This is a genomic window from Bradyrhizobium sp. JYMT SZCCT0180, from assembly GCF_018130165.1.
GTDB lineage: Bacteria > Pseudomonadota > Alphaproteobacteria > Rhizobiales > Xanthobacteraceae > Bradyrhizobium.
Genome location: NZ_JAFCLZ010000015.1, coordinates 176,910 through 190,052, shown reverse-complemented (window position 1 = coordinate 190,052; position 13,143 = coordinate 176,910). Strand labels below are relative to the sequence as shown.

At 62.7% G+C, this 13,143-nt stretch carries 13 protein-coding genes; 5 read left to right on the top strand and 8 right to left on the bottom strand.

What is annotated here, in order from left to right:
• Positions 1 to 31: 31 nt before the first annotated feature.
• Positions 32 to 2,485, top strand: coding sequence for a hybrid sensor histidine kinase/response regulator (locus JQ641_RS22870; RefSeq protein ID WP_249150610.1), 2,454 nt, complete (start codon positions 32 to 34; stop codon positions 2,483 to 2,485).
• A 16-nt stretch (positions 2,486 to 2,501) separates the two neighbouring features.
• Here the strand turns inward: JQ641_RS22870 and JQ641_RS22865 are convergent, their stop codons facing one another.
• The 5 genes from JQ641_RS22865 to JQ641_RS22845 form a co-directional block, all read right to left on the bottom strand.
• On the bottom strand, positions 2,502 to 5,150 hold the full coding sequence (locus JQ641_RS22865) for a bifunctional diguanylate cyclase/phosphodiesterase (protein WP_502754983.1): 2,649 nt from the start codon (positions 5,148 to 5,150) through the stop codon (positions 2,502 to 2,504).
• A gap of 165 nt (positions 5,151 to 5,315) precedes the next feature.
• Positions 5,316 to 5,825 (bottom strand): hypothetical protein, encoded by a 510-nt coding sequence (locus tag JQ641_RS22860; protein WP_211998149.1) that lies wholly within the window; start codon positions 5,823 to 5,825, stop codon positions 5,316 to 5,318.
• Positions 5,826 to 5,967: 142 nt separating this feature from the next.
• The gene (locus JQ641_RS22855) at positions 5,968 to 6,408 is read right to left on the bottom strand and encodes a PPC domain-containing DNA-binding protein (RefSeq protein ID WP_192733778.1); all 441 of its coding nucleotides are present in this window, start codon (positions 6,406 to 6,408) and stop codon (positions 5,968 to 5,970) included.
• A 90-nt stretch (positions 6,409 to 6,498) separates the two neighbouring features.
• Entirely contained in the window at positions 6,499 to 6,798 is a 300-nt protein-coding gene (locus JQ641_RS22850; RefSeq protein WP_211998148.1) for a hypothetical protein, read from the bottom strand.
• 123 nt (positions 6,799 to 6,921) lie between these two features.
• The gene (locus tag JQ641_RS22845) at positions 6,922 to 7,296 is read right to left on the bottom strand and encodes a tautomerase family protein (protein ID WP_211998147.1); all 375 of its coding nucleotides are present in this window, start codon (positions 7,294 to 7,296) and stop codon (positions 6,922 to 6,924) included.
• A 111-nt stretch (positions 7,297 to 7,407) separates the two neighbouring features.
• On the opposite strand from JQ641_RS22845, the gene JQ641_RS22840 reads away from it, so the two are divergent.
• Positions 7,408 to 8,265, top strand: coding sequence for a LysR family transcriptional regulator (locus JQ641_RS22840; RefSeq protein WP_211998146.1), 858 nt, complete (start codon positions 7,408 to 7,410; stop codon positions 8,263 to 8,265).
• On the opposite strand, the gene JQ641_RS22835 is transcribed toward JQ641_RS22840, so the two are convergent.
• From JQ641_RS22835 to JQ641_RS22825, 3 genes are all read right to left on the bottom strand, one after another.
• Positions 8,243 to 8,497: a hypothetical protein gene (locus tag JQ641_RS22835; RefSeq protein ID WP_249150609.1), complete on the bottom strand. Its 255-nt coding sequence runs from the start codon at positions 8,495 to 8,497 to the stop codon at positions 8,243 to 8,245. The genes JQ641_RS22840 and JQ641_RS22835 overlap by 23 nt on opposite strands.
• Positions 8,498 to 8,621: 124 nt before the next feature.
• On the bottom strand, positions 8,622 to 9,233 hold the full coding sequence (locus JQ641_RS22830; protein WP_211998145.1) for a LabA-like NYN domain-containing protein: 612 nt from the start codon (positions 9,231 to 9,233) through the stop codon (positions 8,622 to 8,624).
• A 165-nt stretch (positions 9,234 to 9,398) separates the two neighbouring features.
• Positions 9,399 to 9,662: a hypothetical protein gene (locus JQ641_RS22825; protein WP_211998144.1), complete on the bottom strand. Its 264-nt coding sequence runs from the start codon at positions 9,660 to 9,662 to the stop codon at positions 9,399 to 9,401.
• Between the two features lie 571 nt (positions 9,663 to 10,233).
• On the opposite strand from JQ641_RS22825, the gene JQ641_RS22820 reads away from it, so the two are divergent.
• The 3 genes from JQ641_RS22820 (at position 10,234) to JQ641_RS22810 (ending at position 13,114) form a co-directional block, all read left to right on the top strand.
• Positions 10,234 to 11,931: a PAS domain-containing sensor histidine kinase gene (locus tag JQ641_RS22820; protein WP_249150608.1), complete on the top strand. Its 1,698-nt coding sequence runs from the start codon at positions 10,234 to 10,236 to the stop codon at positions 11,929 to 11,931.
• On the top strand, positions 11,928 to 12,593 hold the full coding sequence (locus JQ641_RS22815; RefSeq protein WP_211998142.1) for a response regulator transcription factor: 666 nt from the start codon (positions 11,928 to 11,930) through the stop codon (positions 12,591 to 12,593). The genes JQ641_RS22820 and JQ641_RS22815 overlap by 4 nt, the downstream gene beginning before the upstream one ends.
• A gap of 134 nt (positions 12,594 to 12,727) precedes the next feature.
• Positions 12,728 to 13,114 (top strand): response regulator transcription factor, encoded by a 387-nt coding sequence (locus tag JQ641_RS22810; RefSeq protein WP_211998141.1) that lies wholly within the window; start codon positions 12,728 to 12,730, stop codon positions 13,112 to 13,114.
• The last annotated feature ends 29 nt before the right edge of the window (positions 13,115 to 13,143 follow it).

Genomic DNA, 13,143 nt, shown 5'->3' with positions numbered 1-13,143 from the left:
TGAGAGTGCCGCAAGAGGCTTGCGGGCGCGTATGACTCCTCCTGATCATTCCAACCCACTTCCCGAAGCAGCCGCTGCGGAAAGGCTGCGTCAACATCTCGAAGAAATCGCGCACGAGCGCGACCGGGCTCATCGTGCGCTGCAAGAACGCGAGGCGGAGCTGGCGCGGATCCAGCGAATAGCCGGTGTCGGCGGGCTGGAAATCGATTTTCGCGACGGCGTCAAGAACCGCCGCTCCCCGGAATATCTGCTCGTTCACGGGCTGCCGCCTGAGGCGGCCAGCGAGGCCTATTCGGACTGGGTCAGTCGAATCCATCCCGAAGATCGCGAGCGGACGGTCAAGCATCTGTTCGGCGTGCTGCGGAGCGAGAGCGAGGACTATACGGCCGAATACCGTATCATCCGGCCGAATGACGGCGACATCAGATGGATCCGCGTCGTTGCCAAGATCGAGCGCGGCCGCGACGGTCGCGCGCTGCGCCTGGTCGGCGCCGATCTCGACGTGTCAGGCCAGATGCTGGCCCAGGAAACGCTGCGCGAAAGCGAGGAGCGCTTCCGCCTGATCGCCGACAGCGCCCCCGTCCCGATCTGGGTCACCAAGCTCGACCGCACGCGCTCTTTCGCCAACCAGGCCTATGTCGATTTCCTCGGGTTGCCGTTCGAGCAGGCGATCGGGTTCGACTGGCGCAAGGTGCTGCATCCGGACGATCTGCCGCGCATCCTGCAGGAATCGGTCGCCGGCGAGGCCTCCCTGAAGCCGTTCGTGCTGGAGGCCCGCTACAAGCGCGCAGACGGCGAATGGCGCTGGCTGAGGTCGGAATCCCAGCCGCGCTGGGACCCGACCGGAAATCACATCGGCTTCATCGGCGTCGCCCACGACATCACTGCCGCCAAGCAGGCCGAAAGCGATCTGCGGAGGCTGAACGAAACCCTGGAACTGCGGATTACCGAGCGGACGGCGCAACTGGAATCCAACGAAGCCCAGATGCGCGCGATTTTCGAGACCAGCCATCAGTACCAGGCGCTGCTCAATCCACATGGCGATGTGCTCTACGCCAACAAGACCGCGCTGGACGGCATTCGCGCCGAAGCCGCCGACGTGATCGGCAAGCCGTTCTGGGAAACGCCGTGGTTTGGCACCACCGAGGGCATGCCTGACGCCGTCCGCAATGCCTTCGTCGCGGTCATGAGGGGCGATGAGGTGAAGACCGAGATGCGGCTGCATCTGCCCATCGGCGAGCGCTATTTCGACTTCGCGATGCGCCCCTTGCGCGACCAGCACGGCGCGGTCATCGGTGCGGTTCCCGAAGCCATCGATATCACCGAGCGCCGCAAGGGCGAGGAAGCGCTGCGGCAGTCGCAGAAAATGGAAGCGGTCGGCCAGTTGACCGGCGGCGTCGCGCACGATTTCAACAATCTCCTGACCATCATCCGCTCCGCCACCGATTTCCTGCGTCGCCGCGACCTGCCGGATGAGCGGCGCCGCCGTTACATCGATGCGATTTCCGATACCGTGGAACGCGCCTCGAAACTGACCGCGCAATTGCTGGCGTTTGCCCGCCGCCAGCCGCTCAAGCCCCAGGTGTTCGATGTCGGCTCCCAGGTCGAAGCCGTCGCCCAGCTGGTTCGTCCGCTTGTCGGCTCCAGGATCAGGATCGAGGTCGATATATCAGCGCCCGACTGCTTTGCGATTGCCGATATCGCGCAGTTCGAGACCGCGCTGATCAATCTCGCGGTCAACGCGCGCGACGCCATGGAGGGCGAAGGCCGGCTCGCCATCAGCGTCAGGAAGGCTCATACCATCCCTGCCCTGCGTGCCCAGAGCACGCGCAGCGGCGACTTCGTCGCCATCGCCATGACCGACACCGGCCTCGGCATCACCCCCGAGCACATCGAGGCGATCTTCGAACCGTTCTTCACCACCAAGGAAGTCGGCAAGGGAACCGGGCTCGGCCTCAGCCAGGCCTTCGGCTTTGCCAAGCAATCCGGCGGCGATATCGCGGTTATCAGCGAGCCCGGACAGGGCGCGACCTTCACCATCTACCTGCCGCAGGCCGCGATGCCGACGCAGGCGGCGGAAGCCGCGGCTGCGGGCCAGGAGCCCGGCCCGCGCGGACGCGGCTACCGCGTTCTCGTGGTCGAGGACAATGACGACGTCGGACAGTTCTCCACCGAGCTGCTGGAGGACCTCGGCTACATGGTGCGCCGCGCCGACAATGCCGACACCGCGCTGGCGATCCTGGCCGAGGACGAGTTTGCCGCCGACCTGGTATTCTCCGACGTCATCATGCCCGGCATGAACGGGGTCGAGCTCGCCGGCGTCATTCGCGAACGTTATCCGGGCCTGCCCGTGGTGCTGACCAGCGGTTACAGCAACGTACTGGCGGAAAACGCCCATCGCGGCTTCGAGCTGATCCAGAAACCCTATTCGGTCGAGTCGCTGTCGCGCATCCTGCGGAAGGCGATTTCAGACGCGCGGCTTTAGCTGTTATCGGCAGCCGTTACGCCGCATCCTCGACCGCGGCCGGGCACGCGGCCAGCAGCGCGCGGATTTCATGCGCCGGCCGCGCCGCGCTGAACAGATATCCCTGCATCTGGTTGCAGCCGAGATTCTGCACGGTTTCGCGCTGCTGCAAGGTCTCGACGCCTTCGGCCGTCGTGATCATGTTGCGGTCGGCCGCGATGCTCACCACCGCCTTGATGATGGAGGCCGAGCTCGAATTGCAGGTGACTTCCTTGACGAAGCTGCGGTCGATCTTGATCTTGTCGAACGGGAAGCGCTGCAGATATTGCAGCGAGGAATAGCCGGTTCCGAAATCGTCGAGCGCGATGTGAACCCCGAGCGCGCGCAATTGATTCAGCGCAACAAGCGCGGCGTCATCGTCCGCGATCAAGACCGCCTCGGTGATCTCAAGCTCCAGCCGGCGTGGATCGAGCCCGGTGTCGGCGAGTGCCGCGGCGACCTTCAGCGACAGCGACTGTGAACGGAACTGGATCGGCGAGACGTTGACGGCGACGCGCACATGCGCCGGCCAGGTGGTCGCTTCGGCGCAGGCGGTCCGCAGCACCCACTGTCCGATCTCCTCGATCAGGCCGGTCTCCTCGGCCACCGGAATGAAATCGGCGGGTGAAACCATCCCGCGCAGCGGATGCCGCCAGCGCAACAGCGCCTCGCACCCCCTTACCTCGTCGTTGCGCAAATCGACCAGCGGCTGGTAGTGCAGTTCGAATCCGCCTTCGACCAGCGCCGCGCGCATATCGCTCTCGAGCTCGCGGCGATGGTTGGCCTGCTTTTCCATGGTCGGTTCGAAGAAGCGATAGGTCCGGCGGCCCGCCGCCTTCGCCGCATACATCGCCAGGTCAGCGCTCTTCAGCAGCGCGAACAGATCGGAGCCGTGGCGCGGCGCGACTGCGACGCCGATGCTGGCGTCGCTGGAGAGGCGATGGCCGTTGCAATCGAACGGCGTGCGCATCCGATCGTAGATCCGCGCGACCAGAATGCTGACGTCATTATCACACGTGACGTGACGCTGCACGACGGCGAACTCATCGCCGCCGAGACGGGCGACGAAGTCTTCGGGCCCGACCGACTGGCGCAGGCGATCCGCGACGCCCTTGAGAAATTCGTCGCCGATCAGATGCCCGAGCGAATCGTTGATGCGCTTGAACTCGTCGATATCGATGTAGAGGATCGCGAATTGCGTAGTTTCGGATTCGAGCAGCAGTCCCTCGGCATGGCGCTGGAACAGCGTACGGTTCGGCAGATTGGTCAGCGCGTCGTAATGGGCGAGATGCTGGATCCTCGCCTGGACGCGCCGCCTCTCGGTTACGTCCTCCAGCGTCGTCGCCCAGCCGCCGTCGGGCGAGCGCTGGTAGATCAGCTGGATCGTGCGCCCGTCAGGTGTCGTCGTCTCGACGATCCGAACGCCGTCGTCCGTGGGGTTGAGAAATCTCGCGCAATAGGCGTCGACGTCGCCGGCGAAGGTGCCCTGCTCCTGGCGATGCAGGATGATGTCGCGCAGATGGCAACCCGGTTTGACGATGTCGGGCGATACGCCGAACATGTCGATATATTGCTGGTTGCAGACGACGAGGCGGGCCGAGGAATCGAACAGCAGCAGGCCCTGAGTCATGTTGTTGATGGCGGCGTCCAGATGCTGGGTCTTTTCCGACAGCTTGTGCTGGGCTGCCGCATGCTGGCTGCGCAACTGGCGCACGATCAGGAAGATCATGACGACAACGACGATGATCGCGAGCGCCGCCGCGCAAAACTGCAGTTTGGTCTGCGCCCGCCAGTCGGCCAGCGCGGTTTCCGTCTTGGTGGTCGCAACGATCAGGATCGGAAAATGCATCAGCGAGCGGACCGCACCGACCTTGTCCTCATTCTGCGACGAACTGGTGAAGCGTCCCGAGATGTTGCCGTTCAGGGCGAGCGCCCGCTGAAACGACGGCGACTTGGCGACGTTCACGCCGAGCATCTTGGCGTCTTTCGGATAGCGGGCGATGATGGTGCCGTCGCGGTGGATCATCGAAATCGCGGTATCGCCGTCCAGCGCCAGCGAGCCGACAAAATCCTCGAAATGCGACGGCTCGACGCCGCGGCTGGCAAAGCCGATGATCTCACCATTGCGGCCGACGATCCTGCGCGCGAACACCGTGGTCCAGACTTTGGTGACCTTGCTGACGACCGGTTCGACGATCACGTCGGGCGTCGGCTTTCCCGACGTGAATTCCTGGAAATAGCGCCGGTCGGAAATGTTGACGTCCCCCACCGGCCACATATGGGAGGTATTAATCAGCCAGCCCTTGGCATTGAACACATTGAGCGCGCCGACATGCGGCAACGTCGCCAGCCTGGCGCGCACCATCTCATGCGCGCTCAAGGTCGACATTTTCTTCTCGAATTCGTCTGGTGTGTTGACCCCGTCCGCCCGGACATAGTTCAGGACGTCGTCGTGCACGTGCTGGAGATCGCGGAGCTGCTGGTCGAAATGGCGCGACAGCAGCAGCGCGGTGTTGTTGAGTTCGCGCTCGGCGACATCCAGCGCGCGCTCGCGGAATTGCAGCGCGAAATAGCCGGTGCCGACCATGATCGCGATCACCATCGCCGCGGCGCACAGAATGAGCCACTGCACCACGCCGAGGCGCATCCGGGGCAGCACGCCGGCGATTGACCGCCGCAGGCTCCCCGCGATGACGCTATCCGATGCACTACCCGGCATTTTGCCCGCCCCCACGGTCGCTTTTGTACGGGAAGACAACCCAAGAGGGCGTTAGCAAAATCAGTTATTGCGGGGTTAAAGCGCTCGCCCGGATCAGGCCATTTCCGGAACTTCCGCCTCTTTCAAGCTGCACTCGATCAAGGCCCCGTCGATCGCGAATGCCGAGAAAGGCGAAAGCTCCGTCACGACCTGCAGCGCCGCGAAGAACTGTGCGTCGCCGGGGCTCTTGAGGAAGAACCGGACATGCCCCGCCGACAGCGTGTCGCGCGACAACCATACGATCCCGGAGAACAGGGCGACCATGGTCTGCGCGTATTGGCCTGATGTAGCGACCCCGAGCTCATAGAGCGGCGAGACCACGACAAAGCGCGCGCGCAGGATCGGGGTCGGGAATTTGCTCATCATCAGGCGGCTGACCTGGCAGGCCGCGTGAATCTTCTCTCCGTCCGAAAGGCAATACAGCGTCGGGTTGTCGCCGTCCTTGGTCAGGGCGTCGAACGCCGCGTAGCTTCCGTTCGAAAACGTGGAAAAGTCTTCGCCGACGCTTTCAGCGTCCTTCTTCCATTGCGCCTTGATCGAACGCCAAGACTTGTCGGAGCTCATCGGCAGGAGGCGCATGATTAACCGGTGGTTAACACAGGACGTGGTCACCGGTATTTTATAGCCTTCGGCTAAACGTTTGCTTACGGCCCGGGTCCGGCGGCAAACATTTGCGACGGCTTGCGAGATACCACCGAAGCGCCGATCAGCCGATATCGATGAGGGCAATGCCGAGGTCGGCCCGCTTCTTGCGCCGCAGCCGGGTCGGGACTTCGGTCAGGACGATCTCGAGTGTCGGCCTGACGGTGCCCGCGATCAAGTGCCCGCCCCGCGTCGAACCGTCGGACAATCCAAGCACGATATGAATATGAAGGCTGGCTTTGCCGTCGTCCCCAACGGCAACGTCGCCCATCGCGCTCAACACTTCGCATTGCTCGGCCACTTCGATCTTCTTGTAGGTCTTCGAGGTGAAATCGAACCAGCCGACGGTGGCCTTCTCGAACGCCCCGATCGCCGTCACGGACGCCGCTTCAATTTTCGTCTCGTTCGCAAACCGCGTCAGCGCTGTGAACGCCTCTTCTCCGGAATCCAGAATGACGACGTGGATCCGCCCGCCGGGGTCGTCGGAAACAAGCTTGGTTTTCATCTCGATATCCTGCATTCGGTCCGATGCACGGCCCGGATTGCGTAAGCGGCCATTCACACCGCGTCTCTCGCCTCGTCGGCGAGCGAGCGCCTAGGCCTTCTTGCCGGGCGGATCGCCGCCCTTGTCCACGCGGCTCACCTGCTGGGCGCGCGCCTTGTCCTTTGGCTGTTCCTGTCCGCGTTCATCGCGGACGATGCCCTGATCCGCACCCTTGGCGCGATCCTCATCTCGATCCTTGGCGCGATCTTTGGCCCGATCCTCGGATGGTTCAGCCTCACTGTCCGCTTTCCGCAACCGCGACTGGCCTTCTCTCACCAGCAACTCATCGCCGAGCATCTGTCCAATCACCTGCTCGGTCTGCGCCTCTGCTTTCTCTCTGAAGGTGCTCATGGCAATCTCCTTCAAAAGAGAACGGCCGGGCGCGGTAATGTTTCCGACCCTGCCGATCAAAGATCTGCATACGAATGGGTTCCGTCTGGATACGAGACGGTTCCGAGCTGAACGATCCTCTGCTCACGCAAACGCGAGCCCGTGGCCGACGGACCAATTCTCTTTCGCCGCGTCGAGCACGTTCACGAACACGTCCTCCGGCCGTATGCCGGGGCGCTCGCCAAGCAACGCCGCGATCCGCCGGAACAGCGCCTTCTTCTGTTCCGCGGTGCGGGTGTCGAACACGGTGATCTGGATGTACACGAGGTCGTCGCTCCGGACGACGCCAAAGGCATTGCCGTAACGGAAGTTCGCTGCGTCATGCTCCGTGATAGTCATGAACTGGTCGTCTTCGGGCACGTTCAACGCTTCGCGCATCGCGCGATAAAGGCTGTCGAAGATGGCCTGACGGTAGGCTGCCGGCTTTCCGGCGCGCAGTGAGATGTGAAGCAGCGGCACAGTTGATCCCTTCCATTTTGTCCTGGTTCATTTTGTCCTGGCCCGAACGCTAAGCGCCATCAGGCTATTTTGGTATGCTATGGATACGGATATCAGCTATAATGGCTGGAAATGACCGAACGCCCCCTCGACCTCGATGCCGTCAAGGCTTTCGTCCGCATCGCCGAGCTTGGCAGCTTCACGCGCGCGGCTGAGGCCATGCGGACGACGCAGGCCGCGGTCAGCCTGAAGCTGAAGCGGCTCGAGGAGAGGTTCGGCTGCCGGCTCATCGAGCGGACGCCCCGCTACGTGCAGCTTTCGGCGCACGGTGCCACCTTCCTCGAACACGCCCGCGAACTGCTGGCGGTGCACGATCGCGCGCTCGCCGTATTTGCCGGCGCCCGGCAGCGCCTCACCATCGGCATCAGTGATCATGTTGCCGGACCGGAGCTATCCGCGCTGATCGCGCGCATGAACGCGCAGGACCCGCAGCTGCTGATCGAAATCCGGATCGGATCATCGGCCGACCTGCTGCAAAGCTTCGACCGGCGGGAACTCGACACGGTGATCGTCCGCTTTGAGGCAGGCCGGAGCGACGGCGAAATTCTCGCCGAAGAAAAGTTCGGCTGGTTCGCAGCACCTGGCTGGCAGCACCGCGCGGGCGAGCCCTTGCCGCTGGCCACGATGGCCGAGCCTTGCGGCGTGCGTGCGATGGCCGGGCGGCTGCTCGATGCGGCGAACGTGCCCTGGACGGAAATTTTCGTCGGCGGCGGCGTTGCGGCGGTCGCAGCCGCCGTCATGGCCGGGCTCGGCGTCGCGGCATTGGCGCCGCGCATGCTGCCATTCGGCGCCGTTGAGGTCGGCCCCAAGCTCGGGCTTCCCGATCTGCCACGCTTGCCGGTCTTGCTTCACTCCAGGGTCAAGGACGGCCGGCCGCGCGATGCGCTTGCCGCGCTTTCGGCTGCCTTCAGGAGCGTGGTCCGAGGTTAGCCAACGCCTCTGGTTCACGCGGCAAGGCGCTGGCTCGCGAACTCACGTCCGGCTCAAGCCGCTTCGCCGACGGCTGGCGCAGCCACTTCAGCAGCTCGCGGGCGCTGAAGGCGATCACCACCTCATGGTGCCGCATGCCCTTGCCGCCCTTGACGAGGCCGAGATCGCGCACCACGCAAAAGCGCCCGCTGCTCATGCGGGCCAGGCGGCAACCTTTGAAGAAACCGAACATCGCACAATGATGCATCGGGACGCGATCCCGTCAATTCTTGACGGTTCGCGAATCCCTTATGCGCGCGGGGATTCGTCGTTGGAACAAACACAGCACGGATGAGCGGGACGACATCCCGGAGACATCATGACCTGAGGTCATTTCCATTGATCGTCACGTGCGACGGGATTTGCGACGATTGCTGGCGTATCTCACGTGGCGCCGGCCGCTCCGACGGATCACGCCCGAGCACCGGCTTCAATTCGGCAAGATCGACAAAGGCGTCGGCCTGGCGCCGCAGGTCATCCGCCACCATCGGCGGCTGGCTGACAATGGTAGAGATGACGGTCGCGTGGACGCCGCGGCGCTGCACCGCTTCGAGCAGCGAGCGGAAGTCGCCGTCGCCCGAGAACAGGAACATCCGGTCGACATGATCGGCAAGCTCCATCGCATGGACGGCGAGCTCGATATTCATGCTGCCCTTCACCTTGCGGCGGCCGCTGGGGTCGATGAACTCCTTGGTGAGCTTGGTGACGACGGTGTAGCCGTTATAGTCGAGCCAATCGATCAGGGGGCGGACCGATGTGTATTCCTGATCCTCGATAATGGTCGTGAAATAGAATGCCCGCAGCAGCGTACCGCGGCTCTTGAATTCCTTGAGCAGACGCTTGTAATCGACGTCGAAACCGAGCGCTCTGCAGGTCGAGTAGAGATTGGCGCCATCGATAAACAGCGCGATCCTGTCGGACGATGACATCAGGCACCAGCCCCCCAATTCGAGATGCGCAGCTCAGCAGAGTGACCGGCTTCGGCTCCACGGACAAGTTGTAGGACACCGTAGCGGGCCCACGCGGGTGGCGTTGACGACCCGGAGCAAGGGATCATCGACGCACCACGCATGGTTCGGGCGTGCCTTGTCAATTTAGCGGGTCTTTTCATGATCAGTCCACCTGGAGCCGCCGAGAACGGCCGCACTCGCCTCAAGGAAGGCAAGATAGTTTCTATAGCAAACCAGAACGCCAAAATCGACCAGATCAAGCGCGGCCTCCCAAGAACGCTCGCCCGGCACGGATCGCGCGCCTCCAGGAATAACGTATGGTTGGAAGGCGGCGCTGTCCTGCCGGCGTTTTGCAGCCGGGCGAATATCGTTCGAGCAGTGGATCAATTGCAGGCTTGGCTTTGGCATCTCAATCCCCGAATTTGTGGCGGCACGAGACGGCGGTCGTTACGCAAGCGATGTTTACAATGTTATCCCGGACAGCGGCGCCGAGGTTCGACGTTCAATCAGCAAGAGCAATGGCGCGAGATAGCTGCTGCTTGCTCGGCTATCGCGCCAGCCTAGTCGCGGAGAATCGCCGAACCATTGAACGGAGGTTGATATGCACGTTACATTTGGGTGAGAGGAGCATACTTAGGTTTAGGATCAGCCGCATGAGCCTTGCGAGGAGAAGGAGCGCCCACCTCCTCCCGCAGCGATATCCAGTTGTCGACGTTGCGCGTTCCGCGATTGTCAACCGAGGCTTGCAGGCGCGACGAACGGCCGCGACCGTCAAGCGCTCTGAGCCACCTGCGTATCGCGATGCACCATACCTCCGGGCCGGGAAAAGCTGCTAGGATGCGGCCTATTCGTGGGGCCACGTGTTGCCGTCGATGGTGATGATCACCTGACGACGCGGCGCGGGGCCGAACGGCCGAATGCCATGCGTAACCAGATACTAAAATCCCGGCGCTCGGCCGAGCAATCGCTGCTCGGCGGCATGGCGCTGGCATCGTTGACGGCGGCTTGCATCTGGCTCGTGCTCGGTCCCGCCCCGGAGGTTGCCGACTATCTGATTGCCGTCGTGCTGCTGTTCGCCCTGTTTCTCGCCTCATTGATCGTGATGCACCTGGTAGGAAGCACCCGCAGGCAAATGGAAGCCGCGCTTGAGAGCCGGGCAAGCGCCGAACAACGCGCAATAGAAGCCCTGCGCGAGAGCGAGGCGCAGTGGAAGGAGGTCTTCGAGCACAACCCCGTCATGTACTTCATGGTCGATGCGGACGGCATCGTCCTTTCGGTCAACACTTTTGGCGCCGCCCAGCTCGGCTATCTCGTCAGCGAACTACGGGGACAACCGGTGCTCGGGGTGTTCTTTGAAGCAGACTGGGACACGGTGCGAAAAAGCGTTGAAATCTGTCTGGCGCATATCGGGCAAACGCATAGCTGGGAGATCCGAAAGGTCCGCAAGGACGGTTCGGCGCTGTGGGTTCGTGAAAACGCAAAAGCCGTGCGACGGCAGGATGACCGGCTGATCGTCCTGATCGCATGCGAGGACATCACCGAGCGCAAGGAGGCTGAAAACGCCTTGCGGCAGAGTGGGAACTATTTGGCCGAAGCACAGCGATTGAGCCACACCGGCAGCTTCGGCTGGCGCGTCGCCACCGGCGAAATTATCTGGTCGGACGAAACCTTCAGGATATTCGGCGTTGAAAAGGCACCTTCGGTCACACTCGACATGGTCATTCAACGCATTCACCCCGATGATCGAGCGGGCGCGCAACAGACCATCGACCGGGCGTCCCGCGACGGCAGGGATTTCGATCACGAATATCGATTGCTGATGCCCGGCGGCTCGGTCAAATATGTCCATGCAACCGCGCACGCCGTAACCGATGCATCTGGTGGCATCGAATTTGTCGGCGCGGTGACGGACGTCACCGCACGAAGACGAGCGGAGGAGAAACTGCACGAAGCTCAGGCTGAACTGGCGCATGTCACGCGCGTGACGGCGCTCGGGGAGCTGGCCGCGTCGATTGCCCATGAAGTGAACCAGCCGCTGGCCGCCGTCGTCGCCAACGCCTCGGCCGCGCTGCGTTGGCTCAACCGCGACACTCCCGAACTGCAGGAGGCGCGCAGCGCCCTGGTCTCGATTATCGATGACGGCAACCGGGCGGGCGAAGTGATCCAGCGCGTCCGCGGGCTGGTAAGCAAGACCGCCGATCAGAAAGCGCCTCTCGACATCAATGCGGTCGTCAATGAGGTGGTCACCTTGCTGCATCGCGAACTGTTCAGCCACCGGATCGTGCTGCGGAAGGACCTCGCTCCTGCCCTCGCCCCTGTCCTCGGCGATCGGATTCAGCTGCAGCAGGTCATCCTCAATCTCGTCATCAACGCCATTGAAGCGATGCAACCGGTCACTGACCGGCCGCGCAAGCTGGCGATCCGGACGCACCAGGAGGACGCCCGCGAGATTCTGGTCACGGTAACAGACTCCGGTGTCGGATTAGCCGTTCAGAATGCCGACCGGCTGTTCGCCCCGTTCTTCACCACCAAACCCGACGGCATGGGCATGGGCCTGTCGATCTGCCGATCAATCGTCGAGTCCCATGGTGGGCGATTGTCGGCCTCCATCAATGTCGGGCCCGGCGCCACGTTTCAGTTCAGCCTGCCGATGCATCGAGAGGACCATACGCTGTGACCGGCCGCTCAAACTCGCCTCGCAACATTGGCGGCCCGGACGAGCCGATCGTCTATGTTGTCGACGATGACGTGTCGGTGCGTGAAGCGCTCAGGAATCTTTTCCGCTCGGTGGGCTTGCGGGTCGAAGTGTTCGGTTCGGCTGCTGAATTTCTGCAGAGCAAGCTGCCGGACGTTGCGAGCTGCCTGATCCTTGACATCAGGCTGCCTCGACTGAGCGGCCTCGACTTTCAGGCCGACCTTGCCAAGGCAGGCATTCACATTCCCATCGTCTTCATGACCGGCCACGGCGATATCCCGATGACGGTCAGGGCCATGAAGGCCGGGGCTGTCGACTTTTTGACCAAGCCGTTCCGCGATCAGGACATGCTGGATGCCGTGACCGCGGCAATCGAACGCGATCGAAATAGCCGGAATGAAGCAAAGATCCGCTCCGACCTGCACGCGCTGTTCGCGACCTTGACTGCCCGGGAGCGGGAGGTGATGGCGCTGGTCACGACCGGGCTCATGAACAAGCAGATCGCTGCCGAAATCGGCATTGCCGAGATCACCGTGAAGATACACCGCGGAAACATCATGAGAAAAATGGCCGCGAAGTCGCTGGCCGAGCTGGTGAAGATGGCCCAGGCGCTCGAAATACAGCGCCCGGCGCCGCCGCAATAGCGGCGGGTCGTGGAGCGATCCACACCCCGTCCTGCAAACCTAAGTATGATTTTCCGCCCCTGATTTGCGACGCACTCTGCCCTCAAGCGGCTTGCAGCAAGAGGCATTCTGCCGGCACGTCAGGAAGCACCGCTTTGGCCAACCCACCCGTAGTTTCAATCATTGACGATGACGGCTCCGTTCGCACCGCGACCTACAATCTCGTGCGGACGCTTGGATACGTCGTTCACACCTTTGAATCGGCCGGGGCGTTCCTGCGGTCGCCTCATCTGCATGACACCTCGTGCGTGATCGCAGATATTCAAATGCCGGTCATGACCGGTCTCGAGCTGCAAGCTCACCTGGTTGCCGACGGACACCGGCTGCCATTCATTTTCATCACGGCTTTCGCGACCGAGAACGCGCGCATGCAAGCACTGAAGGCCGGCGCGAGCTGCTTTCTCACCAAGCCCTTCACGGGAGAGGCATTGATCAACTGCCTCGACGCCGCGCTGCGCGGGCACGGCGAGGAAAAGAGCTGATGACCCGATCCGATCGGGTTAGCACCGCA